The sequence below is a fragment of the Oceanobacillus jordanicus genome, from assembly GCF_022095695.1.
Taxonomy (GTDB): Bacteria; Bacillota; Bacilli; order Bacillales; family Amphibacillaceae; genus Oceanobacillus_B; species Oceanobacillus_B jordanicus.
In genome coordinates this window covers 16,796-36,570 of sequence record NZ_JAIFZM010000024.1, presented here as the reverse complement: position 1 = coordinate 36,570, position 19,775 = coordinate 16,796, and the positions used below count along the sequence as shown (strand labels likewise).

Here is a 19,775-nt window from a genome sequence, read left to right as displayed (position 1 = left end):
ATTTCTTCGAAAAACAGAAAGTCTGTTTTTCCTTGACATACTAGTTGTTCTGTTCAGTTTTCAAAGAGCAATTTGTTTTTCGTCGTTTTTTTCAGCGACTTTTATATCTTACCATCTTCACAATGCTTTGTCAATAACTTTTTTCATTTTGTTTTTAACTGATAAAAGCTGTTGATTGCCGTCGAATTTGGCGACTTGATTAATATATCACACAACCGATTATGTTGTCAACAATTATTTGTGTGATAGTTGTCGTTAAATCAACATGATTTTTGCGACGGATTTAAATTTACCATGGATGAAATATAAAGTCAATGTAAATTTTGAATTTCTTTATTAAAATTAAATAAAGCTACCTGCACCGTATTAACAGCATTTCTAGGGGTGCGATATATCGTAGGCCATTACAATACTATGCAGGAAAGCTTTAGAGAGTTCCTCACTTCTTAACGACATACTTTCTGTGATAAACGCCAATCCCTTTGGTCTGTTCCTTTACTGTAACAAGTAATCCTTTTTCCACCATAAAAGAAATAACAGCTGTTAGATCAAGAGAATAAGAAGAAGTCTCCGGCAACGTTTTTAGCTGGACATAAGACCAAGGCTCTTCCTTTGTCCCCATAATCTCTAATAAATGCTTAACAGAAGTCTTTGCCCTGTTACTAATAATGAAGTCCATGGCAAGTAACATTAACTGGATTCTTTTCTTTATTTCTTCACGACTTTCAATAAACTCTTCATATAACTTATATACTTCCAGATCAATTTGCTTCACCTGGCTCCAAACCGTTACCTCTGGGTAATATCCTTTTTCAATCACAGCTAGTCTCGCTAAATAATGAAGCGAATAAAGGATCTTACTGTTGGCATCCTTATATTCTTCTGTCTCATACAGGTCTTTCGCTTCACTATAGCTCTTTACCAGTTTCCCAAACTCTATAGCTTTTCTCAGATCGCGCTTTTCACTCGGGAAATCCCGCAATTGGTTCTTTAAATTATAGACATACTCATTACGGTCAAAAATTACTCTACCATAAATCACCCATTCAACCGCCCTACGATATCCACTTGTATCAATCCATTCCATTAATACCGGCTCTGTTACAATATGCACCGCTGCAGATCTTTCGTCCTCGAATTCATAATGCTTTGCTTGCCACTGCTGTTCCGCGTTTTGCACAATAATAAGTAAAATCCCATCAAAGTCTTCGGTCACTGGACTATTAGACTTCGTTCTTTCCATCAGAATAATTCCCAATGTATTTGCATCACTCGCGTGTTCCTGATAAATAGGTCTTAAAAATCGCTCCATACCTTTTCCTCCAATTAAACAATGTCTTTAATACTTTTCTATATAAGGATAAGAAGTTATTATTATTTAAAATTACATTATAGTACAATTCGTTACATATAGATAAATTCCTTTTTATGAAATAAAAAATTCGTGAAATATGCTATACTACCTATGAAAGTATGAAGGAGGAACAAGCGTGGCTCAATTAGTTTACTCTAGTAAAATAAATAAGATAAGATCCTTTGCGCTCATTCTAGTATTTGCCGGTATTCTTTTAATGTATGGTGGAATATTAACCAAAAACATTGAATGGTTAATGCTTATCTTTTTCCTTCTCGGTGTTTTAATGGTTGTTTTAAGTTGTGCGGTATATGTATGGATTGGCACCTTATCGCTCAAAGCTGTGCCCATTGTGTGCCCAAATTGCGAAAAGCCAACGAAAATGCTTGGACGAGTAGATGCTTGCATGCATTGTAAGCAACCTTTAACACTGGACAAGAACCTTGAAGGAAAAGAATTTGATGAAAAATATAATACACGCCGTTATCAAAAAGAATCGAAGAAGAATAAGTAGTTGAGATGCCGCCATAATGGCGGCTTTTTGTTTGCTTGGCTATTTTATGAGACAAGCTATCCTCTACGTTCCTCTCCTCCCTTATAATTACTCCAGCCGCACAGAGCATTTCTGGTATAATAAACTCAACTAAATTTCAACAGGATAAAGAGGTGTAAAAACAAATGCTACTTCTTATTGACAACTATGATTCCTTTACATATAATCTCGTACAATATATGAAACAACTAAACTATTCTGTTCTGGTAAAACGAAATGATGCCATTGAAATAGAAGAAATTCACCAGTTATCACCTGAATGTATTGTTCTTTCTCCTGGCCCAGGCCATCCAGACGAAGCAGGGATCTGTTTAAACGTAATCAAACATTTCTATAAAAATATCCCAATCCTAGGCATCTGTCTTGGCCATCAAGCTCTTGCTAGAGCATTTGGGAGTAATGTTATTCCCGCCGAGCAACCAATGCATGGAAAAGTTTCTACCATTACACATGACGGTAAGGGTATTTTCAATCTACTCCCTTCTCCCTTGCAGGTAACTCGTTACCATTCTTTAATCGTAGAAAAAGAGTCCTTAGCTGACTGTCTGGAAATAACGGCACAAACAAACAAAGGAGAAATCATGGGTCTTCGTCATAAGCAGTATCCATTGGAAGGAATCCAGGCACATCCAGAAGCCATTCTCACCGAACAAGGACTCGAGATGTTAGATAACTTTATAAAGAATAAGGGAGTGAAGCGTTGTGAGGCCCCAGTTATACTTTGATTTTCTTAATGGTGAAGGAGTAAAATCGCCCAAGCATTTCACCAATCCAACCGACATAATCAGCACTTCTTCTATTGAAGAGGTTCTTCCTTGCTTAAAAAGGGTGCAACAAGCTGTCAATAATGGTTCCTATGCTGCGGGGTATGTTTCCTATGAAGCCGCTCCCGCTTTTGATCCTACATATAAAGTAAATCCGAGTGTTAATCAACCACTCGTTTGGTTTGGGATATTTGATCATCCTAGCAAAAAAAGCTTTACGGCCACAGGAACATATGAAACAGCAGAATGGACCCCTCTTACAGGAAAAGAGGTGTACGTTCAAAACATCAGTCGCATTAAGGAAGCAATCCGACAAGGAATTACCTATCAAGTGAACTATACCATTCGTATGCGCAGTCAATTTACTGGGGACAGTATCGCATACTATAAACAACTAGCTGAGGCACAGACCTCTAACTATAGTGCCTATATTAACGATGGCAAACATACGATGATATCTGCTTCACCCGAATTGTTTTTTCATCTAAAAGACAGGACTATCTTCACGAAGCCGATGAAAGGTACTGCGTCGAGAGGAAATACATTACCGCTGGATATCCAACAAAAGGACTGGCTTTATCATTCGGCCAAAAATAGGGCAGAGAACGTGATGATTGTGGACTTACTACGAAACGACCTTGGAAGAATAGCAAAGCCAGGCACCGTTAAGGTACCAAAGCTTTTTTCCATCGAATCGTATCCAACCGTCCACCAAATGACCTCCACTGTAACTGCAGAACTGGAAGAAACGATCGAGTTACCAGATGTGTTTAAAGCATTGTTCCCTTGTGGATCCATTACAGGAGCACCAAAAGGAAGTACGATGCAAATCATTACAGAGCTCGAGGAACAGCCACGAAATGTTTACTGTGGTGCTATTGGGTACATTACACCAGACATGGAAGCTATTTTTAATGTACCAATACGTACTGTGATCCTAGATAATGAAAAAGGCAACGCTACGTACGGGGTTGGTGGCGGGATTACATGGGACTCTGAATCTGAGGAGGAGTATGACGAGGTTCTCACAAAATCGAAAATTTTACGTTCAGAACACAATCACTTTCAATTATTGGAGAGCATTGGATATACCGATGGAGAATTTCTTGTACTCGAAAACCATTTGAAGCGGCTAAAAAAATCAGCTGACTATTTTAACTTTCAAGTAGACTTAGTTGAAATTAGAAAAGAACTAACGAATTTACAACAACAACTTACCGAAGAAACAAAATGGAAAATTCGCTTACTAGTTAGTCAGGACGGAAGTATCCAGTTAGAATCCCAGCCATTAAAAGAGTCAACTCTCCCTGTCAGAATTGAATTGGCCGCCGTCCCTGTAGATAAGGACAATCTATTTCTATATCACAAAACAACGAACCGTTCTGTTTATCAAGCATTGTTCCAATACGCTGGAGAAAAAGCAAACGACCTTCTCTTATGGAATCACGCAAACGAAATCACCGAATGTACCACTGGAAACATTGTCGTAGAAATTGACGGTAACTTCTACACACCACCTGTAAGATGTGGGCTTCTACCTGGTACATATAGAGAAGATCTACTTGACAGAGGCATCATACATGAACGGGTCATCTATAAACAAGAAATGAAACAATGCACCGGTTTCTGGATGATAAATAGTGTCCGGGGATGGGTTCCTATAGAAATCACCGGGATAAAGAAGAACTACACCTACAAATAAGCTACTTTCCTTCCTCCAGTACATTATGGAGGAAAGAAAGTAGCTTATTCTTTTTAACTATAAACCTAATGCCTTCTGACTCATCTATTTGCCTATACAAAAACACTTCCGATTAGTACTTCATTTGTCTGTACCATTCGAAAGTGTTCTATAGTCGTTCAAATAATTTGGTTAATCTACTTCTGAAATAAGAATTGCAGCTTTTATTAATCAATGTTTTTGTGTAGCAACTTCCTGACAGTCCTCGCACTTACCATAAACTTCCAAGCGGTGATGACTAACATCAAAGCCGGTTACCTGTTCAGCTAATGCTTCCACTTCATCCAGCGAAGGATAATGGAAATCCACTATTTTGCCGCAAGAATCGCAGATGATGTGATAATGTTCCGTAGTATTACAGTCAAATCGGCTTGAGGAATCCCCGTAGGTTAGCTCCCTGACAAGACCAATTTCACGCAACACCCGAAGATTGTTATAAACAGTTGCCACACTCATATTAGGAAATTTTCCTTCGAGTGCTTTATATATATCATCAGCTGTAGGGTGAACCATTGCATTTAGAAGATATTCCAAAACCGCATGTCGTTGTGGTGTGATCCGGACGCCTGACTCCTTTAATGTATCAATTGCCTTTTTTAATTGTTTCTCAGACACCGTCATCCACCTCTCTTTTATATTTTATACAATTATAAGTACATTATTAGTTTATAATCTTTATAAATAGTGTACGCTCTCATAACTAATTCTGTCAATAAAAGTATATGAAGACATGCAAATAATTATGAGTCCTTGTACAAATAAGAAAAGCATAGAGTGCCCATGGAGCAGGAAACATAATACGAAAACAATAAATTTACAATTTACCCAAAACGAAAAGAGTGAGCATTATACATCTGCTCTTAAGTGAGATTCTGTCCGACCTAACTGCTTATTTACATAGCGTGCAGCTACAAAAAGATAATCCGATAGGCGATTTAGATAGGATACGACAAGTGGATTCACTTCTTCCACCCCAATTGCTGTTCTTTCTGCTCGGCGTGCCACAGTTCGAGCTGCATGCAAGGCACTGGCTGCACGATGGCCAGACGGAAGAATAAAGTTTTTTAATGGCTCAAGTGTTGCGTCCCACTCATCAATTTCCTTTTCCAATTCCTCAATGTGTTCCTGTTTTAGCTTCCAGGTCACTTCTTTATCCTGTGGTGTCGCCAATTCCGCCCCTACATGAAATAGGATCGTTTGGACGCGCTGCATTCTTTGAAGGAAAATGTCTTTCCCTTCAAACGCTTCTTCGTCCAGAAAGCTCACCCCAAGTCCTATCATGGAATTCGTCTCATCACATGTACCATAAGCTTCTACCCGTAAATCGTTTTTTGCTACCCGCTTTCCGTAAATTAATGAAGTTTGCCCCTTATCACCTGATCGTGTATAAATACGCATGCTTAATACCCCCTGGTTACGTCTATTTCATTCACATAATTTTTTTTCTCTTTATTATAGATAAAAAGGTTCTCTTGGAAAATTTCCAAAGCTCGTGCTTCATAGTGTCTAGAGCTCGCAGATATATGTGGGGTTAAGGTAATAAATTCGTTATCCCATAATGGATTGTCTGCTGGTAAGGGCTCCTGTTCAAATACATCTAGTACAGCATGAGCGATTTGCCCTTGCTCTACTCCACGAATAATATCAGCTGATGCAATGACATCCCCTCTCCCCATATTCAGGAACAAAGCATGATTAGGCAATGCCTCCAAGTGACCGTAATGGAGTATTCCTCTAGTTTCATTCGTACTTGGCAAAATAGAGATAAAAATATCTGCCTTGGGAAGGAGTGATGGCAAAGTATCCATTTGATGTACTTCATCAAAGAAATCAATTGATGCTCCGCTTCTTGATACCCCGATCGTTTTTACTTGGAACGCCGAGGCCAGTTTTGCTACTTCTTGTCCTATTGCTCCAGCTCCGAGTATGACCATGGTTTTTCCATGAAGTTCTTCCATTTGTAGATGCTTTGCCCATTGATGACTTTTTTCATGATCAATAAGCTTTTTCGTTTGTCTGTATACTTGTAAAATCATCGAAATAGCATACTCCGCCATGGGAATCCGGTGAATGCCACGTGCATTTGTGACGAGTATCGCCCGCTGCTTGATTGCCTCTAACGGCATTTTTTCCATTCCTGCCGAAATCACCATAATCCATTTCAATGATGTTGCTTCATTTATTAGTTCTTCTGTAAGGTCCTCTCCGTATGTTACAAGGATTTCTGCTTTTGGAAGAATCTCTCTCGCTTCATCCATATTCGTACAAAAGATAAATTGGTGTGTTGGGTTTGCTTTTATTAACTTTTCTTGTAGCTTGTTTTCCACGTTACTTGAAAATAAAATCATATATTTTCCCCCGTATATGTTCTTACATTTATAGTAAAACTTTTTTTGTCCATTTAACACTATTTAGTGGTTTTATTTTTAAAAAGACGCCGGATAGCACGGAATAATATGATCATGTCCATCTTTAATGTCCGATATTTCATATAATAGAGATCTTGTTCAATCTTTAAATCTTTTCGAAGGCCGGGAGTATACACCCGCGTGAATCCTGTAATCCCTGGCTTCATAGCCATGCGCCGGTACTCGTACTGATTGTAGGTTACGACTGTTTCTCGATCTACGGCTATTGGGCCAACAAAACTCATCTCTCCTTTTAATACATTCCATAACTGTGGCAGCTTATGGAGCTTAAACTTCCTCAGTTTTTTTCCAATCGGTGTCAGTACTTGCTGCTGTCTTTCTCTTATCATCTGTTGCTGTCTATAGTGTGCTCTTGTAACAGTAGCAGGTCTTGGGAAGGCGGAAATAACCCGTGAAGGAGTAGAAAAAGTTCGGAACTCATAGAGAATAAATGGCCGTTCATGCACCCCTACCCTCCATGACTTGGCTAAAACTGGGCCGCCTTCTTGTTTGTAAATGATTCTTGCTACTATCAGTATAAGAGGGGTAAATAGAATTAACAGAAGAAAGCTAACTATTATATCCAGCACTCGTTTAACTAGAAGGTACACCCGCTTTTTCTCCGCACTTGGCTTACTGACCCTACTTTCATACCGCTGTAGTTCCATACTCCCACCCCTAATTTCAATAGATTTAATAACAAAGCTTGTTTCAAATCTATTCAGAAATTGGATTGTATAGAACTATAAGTGCTGTCATCGAAATAGATATGGATTTCTATATAATTTTGTAGAATCATTTAAAAAAACGCCAAACGACTATTAAGTCGCTTAGCGTTAGCGTGACTATTCCCAAATGAAGTTAACTAATATTCAGCGAAGTATTTCTAGCGTACCGTAAGAACTTTGCACTAAAGTCTCCGTGAGAGAATCAGCTTTCTACTGATTTTCTCTCAAATATTCCAAAGCATCTTCCACATGTCCATCAACTCGGACCTTGCGATATTCCTTGATCAATTTGCCATCTTTATCAACAATAAAGGTAGAGCGCTCTATCCCATAATACTCTTTTCCGAAGTTCTTTTTCAGCTTCCACACAGCAAACTGCTCAGCCACCTTGTGTTCCTCATCCGCTAATAGGAAAAATGGTAACTCATGCTTATTGATAAACTTCTGATGAGAATCTACCGGATCTGGACTCACACCGAGAATCACTGCATCCAATTCTTCAAAGCTTTTATGTGCATCACGAAAATCACAAGCCTCCGTAGTGCAACCTGGGGTCATGTCTTTCGGATAAAAATACAATACAACATGCTTTCCTCTGTAATCAGACAAACGAACCTCTTCCCCATTCTGATTATGCAGCGTAAAGTCTGTTACTTCTTTTCCTAGTTCTACTGTCATCAAAATCCCTCCTATATGTACTGGTACCACTATAGCACATCCTAAAAGCTGGATCATTCTCCCCTGCTTCGCTGTCCATATTGAACAAGCCGGAGCACAAAGGCTGCTGGTAAAATATAACCAATTAATGCTTCAATTACTGCAATGAACCTTCCCACGCCCACAGGTGTGATATCTCCATAACCGATTGTCAGCAATGTCACCCCACTAAAATACATGGAATGAATAAACGATCCAGTTGGCCCCACCTCACGTGGCACCCCGCTCTCCACTAAAATAATCTCCTCAAAAGAAAGCATAAAATAAATCAGCCCAAAGCCGATCATTACCATAAGATAAATAATAATAAGTCCATAAAATAACTCTGTTGAAAAACGGCTTTCTCGCATCCCTCTTTGCAGTTTTTTCCCACGTATAAAATCAATGATTCCTTGCAGCATAATAGCGCAAATACCAGCCAATAGAACAAATGGAATAGTTTCCATAGAATCCCCTTCTACAATTAATTACTATACTTTATTCTATGCTTTCAGTTACATTAGCTTGTCATTTATTTTTTCAGGAGGATGAGATACGATAGAGGTAATAAAATAGAAGGTCGGGGACGTTATGAAAAGAATTTACCTTATTGAAGATGATCCAAAAATAGCAAATCTTTTAAAGGAATATCTAGAACGGTATGAATATGAGGTCTTTCTTGTCGAAGCCTTTGATACGATTATGGAAGAATTCCAGAAGATCTCGCCTCACTTAGTATTGCTGGATATCAATTTACCACGCTTTGATGGCTTTTATTGGTGCCGTCAAATACGCCATGTATCCAATTGCCCTATCATTTTCCTTTCAGCAAGGGATTCCGGCATGGACCAAGTGATGGCAATTGAAAATGGCGGGGATGATTATATAACAAAACCATTCGATTTTGATGTGGTACAAGCAAAGATAAAAAGCATTATGCGACGAAGCTACGGAGAGTATGCCAATACAAAGCAGGCAGACTTCATTGAAATTGCAGGCTTTCACCTTTACCTTACAGCTATGGAAGCTCAATTTAATGAACAAACCGTTTTACTGACAAAGAATGAATTTATTCTACTAAAAACACTTATGGAACAGTTAAATCAAGTGCTTAGTCGCTCCAATTTGTTGGAGGCTTTATGGGATGATGAAACATTTGTCGATGATAACACGCTGTCTGTAAACATTACCCGTTTACGCAAAAAACTGGAGGACATCGGTATACCAAATAGTATTCAAACAGTACGAGGTGCTGGTTATAAGCTGGTCAATACATGGAGCGAATTGGCATGAGAAACTTCCTGAAAGACAGCTTGCTCTTCATTCTTTTCTTTTTATCCCAATGCTTGCTCATCATCGGGATTGTGCAGCTATATTTGTATATTACCGGTACAACCCTTAGCTGGGATATTGCAATTTACTTACTCATTCTTCCTTTTATTTGCCTGCTTGTATTTCTTGGCTTTCGGTTTTATACATTAAAAACATATTACACCACGCTAGCAAAGGGACAAGAAGCAATTAATGAAATGCCAGACCCACCAAACCACTTGCTTGCGATTGTGAAAAGACAACACGATATGCAGACAAACCAGTATGCAAATGAGATGGAACAGTTAAAACAACAGAAACAAATGGAGTTTCATTTCATCCAGCAATGGGTGCATCAAATGAAGACACCTGTTTCCGTGATGCATCTCACCATACAGAAGGAAAAATATAATTTACCAGAAGATTTCCATCACAGTATGCAGGAAGAACTTGAGCGCTTGCAACAGGGACTCGACCTAGCTCTATACCAATCAAGGCTACAGAAATTTGATCGGGACTTTCATGTCCAGCGTGTCTTTTTAAAAGAAACGGTAAAAGATGTCATTAAGGACTTTAAATCGAGCTTTATTCGCAATCAAGTTTTCCCAGTCCTTAACATTGACGAATCTATCAAGATTACAACAGATAAAAAGTGGTTTCGATTTGTCATAAGCCAGATTCTTTCCAATGCTATTAAGTATTCAAAGGAAGAATCAGATAAAATTCATTTCACTTCAGATACAACGTTTGGAAAAATCACGCTAAAAGTCAGTGATACAGGGCGTGGTATTCCCTCACAAGATCTTTCTCGGGTATTTGATCCTTTCTTTACTGGCTTAAATGGTAGAAACCACAGGGAATCTACAGGGATGGGACTCTATCTTTCCAAGGAAATCTGCGATGCATTGGATCATGATCTCTCGGTTACCTCTGAAATAGATCAAGGAACCACTGTCGTGATTACCTTTCGTCAGTAAACTTTAGGAGAATGGTGCCCTAACCAAATTAAAAGGAAACTTAACACAACGACAGGAGGCGTATTTATATGCCTATATTAACCGCTGCTAATCTCACAAAAATATATGGGAGCCAAAGAGGTGTGCAACATGAAGCCCTCCATCAATTCCATCTAGCTGTAGGCAAAGGTGAATTCATTGGAATTATGGGGCCTTCCGGTAGCGGCAAGACGACCTTGCTTAATCTACTCTCTACAATAGATAGTCCCACATCTGGAACAGTGACGATCGACCAAACGACGGTCACCAATTTATCGCGAAATAAACTAGCTGCATTTCGCAGAAAAGAAACAGGCTTTATTTTCCAGGATTATAATCTATTAGAAACATTAACCATCGGGGAAAATATTATGCTGCCACTTACCTTAAACAAGTGGAAGGTAAATGAAATGAAGGAAAGATTACAACTTGTGACAGAACAACTTGGGATAGCAGAGCTAGTGGACAAGCGTATTTTTGAAGTGTCTGGTGGGCAACTGCAACGAGCTGCCATTGCGCGGGCAATCATTCACGAGCCGACCGTCATTTATGCAGACGAGCCTACAGGAAATCTTGATTCCAAAGCTTCACGACAGGTAATGGAAGCACTGCAATTCCTCCATCAAGAAAAGAAAACGACAACCATTATGGTGACACATGATCCCTTTGCAGCAAGCTTTTGCGGTAGGGTAATTTTCATTAAAGATGGAAAGCTGTTTAATGAAATACATAAGGGAGATAATCGACAGCGTTTCTTCCAGGATATTTTAAACGTGCAATCCATACTCGGGGGAAATACAGATGACTTTCAGACAGTTCGCTTTTAATAATGTAAAACGTAATACGAGAGCATATGTAAGCTATTTCCTTAGCTGCATGTTCGCTGTTACTGTTTTCTTCATGTATGCAGTGGTTATTTTTCATCCGGCCATACGGAACTATGAATTTCATGATGTTGTCCAATCTGGAATCATTGCATCAGAGGTTATGATATACATCTTTTCTTTTCTATTTGTACTCTACTCAACCGGAACCTTTATTAAATCCCGTAAGAAAGAGTATGGACTCTTAACTACTTTGGGAATTAAAAAATCCCAGCTGAACAGGCTACTCATCTTAGAGAATACCATTATTGGATTGACATCTATCCTAGCTGGTATAGCAGTCGGTGCCCTCCTAACAAAGCTCTTTCTCATGGTTTTTTCCGCCGTACTCGGTATAGATGACATTTTACCGTTTCACCTTTCATGGCGAGCAATTGGGCTAACCGTGCTATTATTTTTTATTATGTTTGAACTTAACACCCTTGCCGTAGTATGGACACTGCGCACAAAATCCGTAATGGAGGTTTTTCGCGGTTCTTTAGAATCAAGACGAACACCAAAGTTTTCATGGATCCTTAGCACCCTTGCTTTAGGTGCCGTAGTGTATGCTTATTACCTAGCTTATACAGCTGACTTAATTTCGATTATGTGGCGAATGTTTCCCATCTTAGCACTCATTATTCCCGGCACTTACTTTTTGTTTACTCAGCTTAGTATTGCGACAACCAATCTTCTAAAGAGAAACAAGTCGCTTTTATATCGGAACTTAAATCTTTTAACCATTTCCGACCTATCTTATAAATTGAAGGAAAATGCTCGAATTCTCTTTATAGTAACGATCTTAAGTGCTGTTGCTTTTACCTCAAGCGGTGTACTATTTGGTCTGTTGCGAGGTGTGGAGGCAGAGACATTACGTTTTACGCCACAAGCTGTCTCTTTATTAAGTAATGAAAATGCTAAACTGGAAGAGTTCGAGAGCGTGGTCACAGACGTAGAGACACAATTTAAGGAACAATTTATCCCTTATGAGTCCACACTAGCAACTGCAATTCGTACTGAAACCGAGTCGACCTTAAGTAACTGGGACAAAACACCCGTGTTGGTGTATGGATATTCAGACTATCAGCAAATGATGGACCTAAAAGGCGTTGAAGCAAAAGCGGAGCCACAATATGGAAAGGGGATTTTGTTTGTTCAAGATCTTATCGATAGTTATACAAAAAGCATCCCGGAGGTTATAGGAGTTAAGACTGGGCAAACAACTACAAACCTATCCCTAGACTGGGAAGTAAGCCCTTTAAACTCCTCGATCGGTACAAATGTGCAATTAATTGTCTCAGATGAACAATATAAACAATTTAAGCAAGAAGCAGAAACAAGTAGTATACGCTACAATTACGTCATGGACATCCCTAATTCACTTAACTATGCTACGAAAACGGAAAATGTATTGAACCAGGTTAACCCAGAAATCGCCTTTACCGATTCACAAGCTGATTTTTACCTCATGATGAGGCAGAGTATGTCTTATCTGTTCTTTTTTGGTATATTTATTAGTGTCTTATTCTTTTTAGCTGCAGGTTCTATTTTATATTTTCGAATGTACCAGGGTATTGATAAGGATTTAAAACATTACTATTCCTTATATCGGATAGGGTTAACGAGTAAGGAAATGAGAAAAATAGCAAGCCGACAAGTGGCTCTATTATTCTTTCTACCTTTTTCGGTAGCGGCAGTACACGCCGGATTTGCATTTAAAGCATTACAAAATATATTGGTTTCCAATGTGCTCATACCAAGTATTTTTGTTTATTCGCTCTATTTCGCAGTACATTTCATCAATTTCATTATCATCCGAAATATTTATACAACAAAGCTAAATAAAGTTATGTAAACAAAAGCGTAAGCGCCCCGTATAGAGACGTACGGACTGGACTGAACCATAGGAGATAAAGGAAACATGCCCCTACAAAAGGGGTATGTCGGCGTTGGCCGGCAAGGCCGGTTTTAGTCGACCCACCTTGAAGTTTGAAGCTGATGTTGACTTTCACCCTCCGGGTATAAGTGCGACTAGGCCTCTGGTTGTCACCAATCGACAAGTCTTCTTTATTGTACGGAGGTGAGGGAAGTCGCGCTAGTCTCTGGGCGCTGGAGCTAGACGTGACCATTTCTGTCAAATAAGGATATGATGAATAACCTTAAAACAAATCTGTAAGGACTAAAAGGAGGAAATGCAACAATGAATAATACAAAATCTCAAGCATTACACGAAGAAGGATTAAAGCATATTGTTGGTGGAGTGAACTCACCTTCTCGCTCCTTTAAGGCAGTTGGCGGTGGTGCACCTGTTTATATGGAACGGGGACAAGGCGCTAATTTTTGGGACGTTGACGGTAACAAATACATTGACTATCTAGGTGCATATGGGCCAATTATTACAGGACATGCCCATCCTCACATCGCAAAAGCAATTGCTCATGCAGCAACGACAGGTGTTTTATATGGTACACCAACAAAACTGGAAAACCAGTTTGCGAAAATGTTAAAGGATGCGATTCCTTCCTTGGAAAAGGTACGTTTTGTTAACTCTGGAACAGAAGCTGTTATGACGACCATCCGTGTGGCTCGCGCCTATACAGATAGAACAAAGGTTATTAAATTTGCTGGTTGTTATCATGGCCACTTTGATGCTGTTCTTGTACAAGCAGGGTCAGGCCCTGCTACATTAGGGACCCCGGATTCTGCAGGTATTCCGCGTTCTGTGGCAGAAGACGTGATCACTGTTCCATTTAATGATCTGAAAGCTTTTGAAGAAGCATTGGATAAATGGGGAGATGAAGTTGCCGCTGTCTTAGTTGAGCCAATTGTAGGGAATTTTGGTATTGTGGAACCGCATGAAGGATTCCTACAAGCTGTAAATGACTTAACGCATAGTAAAGGCGCCCTCGTTATTTATGATGAAGTTATTACTGCATTTCGTTTTACTTATGGAAGTGCGCAACAGGTTTATGGAATTGAACCAGATATGACAGCAATGGGTAAAATCATTGGTGGTGGTCTGCCAATTGGTGCGTATGGTGGACGCATGGACATTATGGAACAGGTAGCTCCTTTAGGCCCTGCATATCAGGCTGGTACAATGGCCGGTAATCCTGCATCCATGGCCTCAGGGATTGCTTGTCTAGAAGTTCTGCAGGAAGAAGGCACATACGAAAAACTTGATAATCTTGGTGCATTGCTTGAAAAAGGAATTACAGAGCAAGCCCAGCGTTATGGTGTTGAAATTAGTGTTAATCGTCTTTGTGGGGCATTAACTGTTTATTTTGGAACTGGCAAAATAACTAATTATGATCAAGCTGAAGCGAGTGATGGCGAAGCGTTCGCAACTTTCTTCAAGCTTATGCTTGAGCAAGGAATCAACCTTGCGCCATCTAAGTATGAAGCATGGTTTTTAACTATTGCCCATACTGAAGCAGATATCGAAACAACCATTGAGGCAGTAGGGAAAGCTTTTGAAACAATGAGTAAGGATGCGTAAGGGCTAATAAGCAAGTGCGTTTTCTGCGCTGCGGGAAATATTTCGCTTTCCTGGGGCGGCTGGTAAGCCTCCGTGTGCTACGCACTACGGGGTCTTACCGATGCCTTTTCTCCCCTAGGAGTCTACATATTTCCCTCCGCTAATAAGTGCGTCCTAAACTTCAAATAAAAAAATGCCGAATGCTTATATAAAAGCATTCGGCATTTTCGATTTCAAAGCCTTTTACAATAATCTTCCTATTTACTTTCTTGCTCGATGTCATCGTCTAGATGTTGGACTTGGTATAGGTTATAGTATGCGCCTTTTTTGGCCATTAGTTCTTTGTGTGGACCATCTTCGACTATTTCGCCATTTTCAATTAAGACAATGCGGTCTGCATGTGTAATGGTAGCTAGTCTATGCGCGACTATAAATGTTGTCCTGTCAGATGCCAGCTTCTCGAGTGCTTCCTGGATTGTATGCTCACTTTCTAGGTCGAGCGCTGAAGTTGCTTCATCAAAAATAAGAATTGGCGGATTCTTTAGAAATACACGTGCTATAGCAATCCGTTGTTTTTGCCCACCTGAGAGTTTAACTCCTCGCTCACCAACAAGGGTGTCATAGCCGTTAGGTAGACCTTGAATAAATTCATGTGCATTAGCTGCTTGTGCTGCTGCCATAACCTCTTCGTCAGTTGCCTCAGGTTTACCCATTCGTATATTCATCGAAATCGATTCACTGAACAAGGTATTATCCTGCAAAACCATCCCAATATTATTTCGTAGAGATCTTACTTTCACATCGCGAATGTCTAACCCATCCACTTTAATAGAACCATTTGTGACATCATAGAAACGAGGGATAAGGCTGATCAGGGTTGATTTCCCTCCCCCACTCATGCCAACAAACGCAATTGTTTCTCCACGTTTCACATGAAGATCTACATTACGTAGCACCCTACTTTCATCTTCATCATATCGAAACGAAACATTCTCAATTGAAACTTCGCCTTCAACTCGTTGGAGATTTTTCGCATCAGGTTTATCCTCTATATCATATTTTTCATTTAAGAATTCGAACACGCGATCAATAGAGGCAATTGACTGTACGAGTACAGTGGATGAGTTAATCAATCTCCGTAACGGGCTATAGACTCTTTCCATATAACCTACAAACGCGACCATGGTACCCATTGTAAGATCTCCATTTATCACCTGATATCCTGCATAGGCAATCACCAGCAATGGAGCCAAGTCTGTAATGGTGTTCGTGACAGCAAACGTCTTTGCATTCCAGTTCGTATGATCAATGGCTTTTGTAAGGAAATTATTATTTCTGCTCTCAAATTGTGCTTGTTCATAATCCTCTAGCGCAAAGCTACGTGTTACGGGGACACCTTGCACCCGCTCATGCAGGTGACCTTGCACTTCTGCCAACGCCTGCGAACGATCTCTTGTTAAACGTCGTAGCTTGGCGTAAAAATACTTTATCGAAAAACCGTATAAAGGAAAGAGTATAATGGCGACAATTGTTAATGGTATATCCATTGTCAGCATAATAATGATAGCAATAAGTATTGTAACAAGGTCTAGCCAAATATTCATAAGTCCTGTAAGTACAAAAGTTTTCGTTTGTTCGACATCATGTATTACCCGGGAAATAATTTCCCCGGTTTTTGTCTTCGCATAAAAGCTAAGACTTAATTTTTGTATGTGGTCAAACAGTCTATCTCTTATATCATATAGAATTTTGTTGCCGACCCACTGCGCCAAATATTGTCGAATATATTCAATTGGTGGTCGAAGAACTAGGAAAATCACAAAGGAAATCCCCATTAGCCAGAGCAATTGGGATGTCTTTTCAGCTGCACTCATCGCTTCCGCATTAATGATATTATCGATTACATATTTCAAGATAAGCGGCATTAACAAAGGTATCCCGAATTTCACAATCCCGACGAGTACCGTCCAAATAATCTTCCAAGTGTATGGTTTTACAAATTGCATATACTGCTTGATACTGCTCATTTTCCATCTTCCTTAATATCAAAATTGAATTTATTAGCCATTTTAAAAACCTTTCTTCTAAAAATGAAAGGGCTAAAACGTGGAGACCTTGAACTAAGTTTAACCTATCATTTCGAAATTAAGCTTATTTCCAAACGTGTAAAAAAAGGAAAAGCCTTGCTACATAAATGTAACAAGGATAACATTCATCACCGATAGGTTAGATATCTCTCATACCATTGGTCAACAAAATCTGGAGAAAACGGCCCTTTCCTTTGACGAATCCAACGCAGTAAATAATCTAAGTTGTTGTGTAGAATACGATCGAGAACCCTAGGATAATTCATTTGAAGCCTGTGGTCGTCATATTCATCTTCATCAAGGATGTCGTAGGTCATATCTGGATATACTTTGACATCAAGGTCGTAATCAATGTATTTCAGTGCTTCTTCATCAAAAACGAACGGAGAGCTAATATTGCAGTAATAATATATTCCATCTGTACGCAACATACCGATGATATTAAACCAATACTTTGCATGAAAATAACAGATAGCTGGTTCTCTTGTTACCCATGATCTTCCGTCACTTTCCGTTACCTGTGTTTTATCGTTTGCCCCGATTACAATTGATTCCGTCCCCTTTAGTACAAGGCTGTTTTCCCAAACCCGGTGAAGTTGTCCATTATGCTTGTAGCTTTGTATTTGCATCTTTGAACCTGGCCTCGGAGCAACCATCTCATCTTCCTCTCACTAATAGTCCGTTATTAATCCTTTTTTCATTATAAGGGGTACTATGTGAAATATAAAGTATTACGTACTTTGGGTCAGTAGCAATTTATGTGAGTATGTCTGCTGGTTAACCCGGCTGTGGGTTATTTTGTGATTTGAATTTTCAAGGGATGTTGGTGGGTTATAGGGGATGTTGAGACCTCAGGCGATGTTTTCTCTTACTCACGGCTGATGCTGAGCTGCTCTTGGGCGATGTTCTCTCACACACGGCCGATGCCCTCTCTCCCAACAGATAAAATTAAACGAAACGCAATAAAAAGAGCTCCCTAAAAAAGGGAGCCCTTAGAAATGTTGTGAGGTTGATATTTACTTTTTGTTTTGCTGAGATTGTTGGTTTTGTTTTCTTACTTCCTGAGCGTTTGTTTCAGAAGCAAACTCAGTACCAAATTTCCCTTGACCTTGAGCAGACTGCTGATTCTGTTTTCTTACTTCTTGAGCGTTAGTTTCGGAAGCAAATTCAGTTCCGAATTGCCCTTGACCTTGTGAAGCTTTTTGGTTTTGTTGTTTTACGTGCTGAACGCTAGTACCTGAAGTAGTTTTGTTTGGGTTTTTAGCCATCAATATCACCTCCGCACTACTAATTTAACCAGGAGGTCGATAACTTATCCGAATTAAAATGTTCCAATTACATCATAAATTGGATATAAATTCCATTAATGAATAAAAAGCGACATATTACATAACTTATGAAGGAGCAATCACATTTAGAGGAGAAATGATGATGGATTCAACAAGAAGAGACTTCACAGAACTTACAATGATGAGTAAAACAAAATGGAACAATGAAGAATTAAACTACTTTCAGCATGCATTATCGCAGCTGTTACCATATGTAAACCCAGAAGGACTTTCCATCCTTCATGAAATAAACAAAGAAATGCATACAAGAGACTAAGTTCTATAGAAAAGGACTGGGATGTAAGTGCTGAACTTCTCCCAGTCCCCTATTCTCAATCCATGTACTTCATCATTTTTTGATGTGAGACAGGAAAAGGGTATTTTGCTACCTCTTCTTTTGCAACAAGTTTTAGTCTTTGATCTTCAATTGCTGTTATCTCAGCTTCAGCATGATATATTTCCAGCTCCCAAATGAGATGGGAAAATACGTGCTTCAGTTTTCCTGCATGATTCTTTACATTAAGCGTAATACCATACTCTTGATAAAACCAGCTTTCAATATGGTCATATCCGATTTCACTAATTGGAACCATTGGAAATTGAAAGAGGTCAGCAAGCAGCCCATTACTTTGGCGCTTTTCAATAACATATTCCTCTTGTGGCGTCCGAATTAAAAGTGCCACATAAGGTACTTTTCTTTGTTTCTTAGCCTTTTTCTTAACAGGAAGCGTTTCTTCTACCCCTTCCGCGTATGCCTGACAATGCGCTTGGACAGGGCAAAGCATACAAGCAGGTGATTTAGGAGTGCATATTATAGCACCTAATTCCATTACTGCTTGGTTAAAGGAAGAAGGATCATCTTGATCAATAACTTCTCGAACATATACTTCAAACAGTTTTCTTGTTTTAGGAAGTGCAATATCATCTTCAATATAAAACAATCTCGAAAAAACCCGCATTACATTTCCGTCTACTGCCGGTTCTGGCTTATCATAAGCAATAGAGAGGATAGCTCCCTTGGTGTATGGTCCAATTCCTTTTAATGATCCAAGTTCTTCCGGATTATCAGGAACAACTCCACCATAAGTCGCTACTACTTCTCTTACTGCGTTTTGTAAGTTCCTAGCCCGGGAATAGTATCCCAAGCCTTCCCACGCTTTTAGTACATCCTGCTGGTCTGCAGCAGCTAAAGCTTCAACTGTTGGAAAATTGGAGATGAAACGGTGGAAATACGGGATGACGGTATCAACCTTTGTCTGTTGGAGCATTATTTCTGAGACCCAAATTTTGTATGGATCCTGATCCTTCCGCCAAGGTAAGTCTCGCTTTTCTTCATGATACCAATTTATTAGATCTTCCTGAAAATCGGAAATGTTAAAATGTTGTAACGGTATATTTTTCATAAATTCACATCCTGTATGATACAATAAATAAATCGAAATAGCCTTAAATTTAAGTAATCACTCATG

Annotated in this window: 20 protein-coding genes; 9 read left to right on the top strand and 11 right to left on the bottom strand. The window is 39.3% G+C overall.

All coding sequences use genetic code 11. The features are described 5' to 3' along the window. Positions 1–439: 439 nt before the first annotated feature. Positions 440–1,312, bottom strand: coding sequence for a nucleotidyltransferase-like protein (locus K3T81_RS18790; protein ID WP_238022144.1), 873 nt, complete (start codon positions 1,310–1,312; stop codon positions 440–442). 178 nt (positions 1,313–1,490) lie between these two features. Between K3T81_RS18790 and K3T81_RS18785 the strand changes: the two genes are divergently transcribed. The 3 genes from K3T81_RS18785 (at position 1,491) to pabB (ending at position 4,373) form a co-directional block, all read left to right on the top strand. Then, positions 1,491–1,868, top strand: a complete 378-nt coding sequence (locus K3T81_RS18785) for a YgzB family protein (RefSeq protein ID WP_036577478.1) — start codon at positions 1,491–1,493, stop codon at positions 1,866–1,868. Between the two features lie 164 nt (positions 1,869–2,032). Beyond that, positions 2,033–2,632, top strand: a complete 600-nt coding sequence (locus K3T81_RS18780; RefSeq protein ID WP_238022143.1) for an anthranilate synthase component II — start codon at positions 2,033–2,035, stop codon at positions 2,630–2,632. Beyond that, entirely contained in the window at positions 2,610–4,373 is a 1,764-nt protein-coding gene (pabB, locus tag K3T81_RS19610) for an aminodeoxychorismate synthase component I (RefSeq protein WP_238022142.1), read from the top strand. Before K3T81_RS18780 ends, pabB begins: the two co-directional genes overlap by 23 nt. A gap of 210 nt (positions 4,374–4,583) precedes the next feature. On the opposite strand, the gene perR is transcribed toward pabB, so the two are convergent. The 6 genes from perR to K3T81_RS18745 all read right to left on the bottom strand — a co-directional run bounded on the left by perR (position 4,584) and on the right by K3T81_RS18745 (position 8,711). Further along, entirely contained in the window at positions 4,584–5,033 is a 450-nt protein-coding gene (perR, locus tag K3T81_RS18770) for a peroxide-responsive transcriptional repressor PerR (protein ID WP_058949674.1), read from the bottom strand. A 225-nt stretch (positions 5,034–5,258) separates the two neighbouring features. Then, on the bottom strand, positions 5,259–5,810 hold the full coding sequence (locus K3T81_RS18765) for a cob(I)yrinic acid a,c-diamide adenosyltransferase (protein ID WP_238022141.1): 552 nt from the start codon (positions 5,808–5,810) through the stop codon (positions 5,259–5,261). Between the two features lie 2 nt (positions 5,811–5,812). Next, the gene (locus tag K3T81_RS18760) at positions 5,813–6,760 is read right to left on the bottom strand and encodes a D-2-hydroxyacid dehydrogenase (RefSeq protein WP_238022140.1); all 948 of its coding nucleotides are present in this window, start codon (positions 6,758–6,760) and stop codon (positions 5,813–5,815) included. A gap of 59 nt (positions 6,761–6,819) precedes the next feature. After that, the gene (locus K3T81_RS18755) at positions 6,820–7,488 is read right to left on the bottom strand and encodes a sugar transferase (protein ID WP_238022139.1); all 669 of its coding nucleotides are present in this window, start codon (positions 7,486–7,488) and stop codon (positions 6,820–6,822) included. A 270-nt stretch (positions 7,489–7,758) separates the two neighbouring features. Further along, complete coding sequence (gene bcp, locus K3T81_RS18750; RefSeq protein ID WP_238022138.1) at positions 7,759–8,226, bottom strand: thioredoxin-dependent thiol peroxidase; 468 nt, start codon at positions 8,224–8,226, stop codon at positions 7,759–7,761. A 53-nt stretch (positions 8,227–8,279) separates the two neighbouring features. Further along, on the bottom strand, positions 8,280–8,711 hold the full coding sequence (locus K3T81_RS18745; RefSeq protein ID WP_106895990.1) for a potassium channel family protein: 432 nt from the start codon (positions 8,709–8,711) through the stop codon (positions 8,280–8,282). A gap of 124 nt (positions 8,712–8,835) precedes the next feature. Between K3T81_RS18745 and K3T81_RS18740 the strand changes: the two genes are divergently transcribed. From K3T81_RS18740 to K3T81_RS18720, 5 genes are all read left to right on the top strand, one after another. Then, the gene (locus tag K3T81_RS18740; RefSeq protein ID WP_161464577.1) at positions 8,836–9,537 is read left to right on the top strand and encodes a response regulator transcription factor; all 702 of its coding nucleotides are present in this window, start codon (positions 8,836–8,838) and stop codon (positions 9,535–9,537) included. Further along, positions 9,519–10,532 (top strand): sensor histidine kinase, encoded by a 1,014-nt coding sequence (locus tag K3T81_RS18735; RefSeq protein WP_238022137.1) that lies wholly within the window; start codon positions 9,519–9,521, stop codon positions 10,530–10,532. The genes K3T81_RS18740 and K3T81_RS18735 overlap by 19 nt, the downstream gene beginning before the upstream one ends. Positions 10,533–10,600: 68 nt before the next feature. Beyond that, positions 10,601–11,377: an ABC transporter ATP-binding protein gene (locus K3T81_RS18730; protein ID WP_161464578.1), complete on the top strand. Its 777-nt coding sequence runs from the start codon at positions 10,601–10,603 to the stop codon at positions 11,375–11,377. Next, a complete protein-coding gene (locus tag K3T81_RS18725; RefSeq protein ID WP_238022136.1) occupies positions 11,352–13,268 on the top strand; it encodes an FtsX-like permease family protein in 1,917 nt (638 codons plus the stop codon). The genes K3T81_RS18730 and K3T81_RS18725 overlap by 26 nt, the downstream gene beginning before the upstream one ends. 345 nt (positions 13,269–13,613) lie before the next feature. Further along, the gene (locus K3T81_RS18720) at positions 13,614–14,912 is read left to right on the top strand and encodes a glutamate-1-semialdehyde 2,1-aminomutase (RefSeq protein ID WP_106895986.1); all 1,299 of its coding nucleotides are present in this window, start codon (positions 13,614–13,616) and stop codon (positions 14,910–14,912) included. Positions 14,913–15,148: 236 nt separating this feature from the next. Here the strand turns inward: K3T81_RS18720 and K3T81_RS18715 are convergent, their stop codons facing one another. The 3 genes from K3T81_RS18715 to K3T81_RS18705 all read right to left on the bottom strand — a co-directional run bounded on the left by K3T81_RS18715 (position 15,149) and on the right by K3T81_RS18705 (position 18,246). Continuing rightward, the gene (locus K3T81_RS18715; RefSeq protein WP_238022135.1) at positions 15,149–16,918 is read right to left on the bottom strand and encodes an ABC transporter ATP-binding protein; all 1,770 of its coding nucleotides are present in this window, start codon (positions 16,916–16,918) and stop codon (positions 15,149–15,151) included. Positions 16,919–17,106: 188 nt separating this feature from the next. Beyond that, positions 17,107–17,634 carry a nucleoside tri-diphosphate phosphatase gene (gene ntdP / locus K3T81_RS18710; protein WP_036577463.1) on the bottom strand — a complete coding sequence of 176 codons (528 nt, stop codon included), beginning with the start codon at positions 17,632–17,634 and terminating at the stop codon, positions 17,107–17,109. 360 nt (positions 17,635–17,994) lie between these two features. Further along, entirely contained in the window at positions 17,995–18,246 is a 252-nt protein-coding gene (locus tag K3T81_RS18705) for a gamma-type small acid-soluble spore protein (RefSeq protein ID WP_042224982.1), read from the bottom strand. Between the two features lie 163 nt (positions 18,247–18,409). Here K3T81_RS18705 and K3T81_RS18700 point away from each other — a divergent pair, with 163 nt between their 5' ends. Then, a complete protein-coding gene (locus tag K3T81_RS18700; RefSeq protein ID WP_182858846.1) occupies positions 18,410–18,583 on the top strand; it encodes a hypothetical protein in 174 nt (57 codons plus the stop codon). A gap of 55 nt (positions 18,584–18,638) precedes the next feature. Here the strand turns inward: K3T81_RS18700 and mutY are convergent, their stop codons facing one another. Beyond that, entirely contained in the window at positions 18,639–19,709 is a 1,071-nt protein-coding gene (gene mutY / locus K3T81_RS18695) for an A/G-specific adenine glycosylase (RefSeq protein WP_238022134.1), read from the bottom strand. Positions 19,710–19,775: the final 66 nt, after the last annotated feature.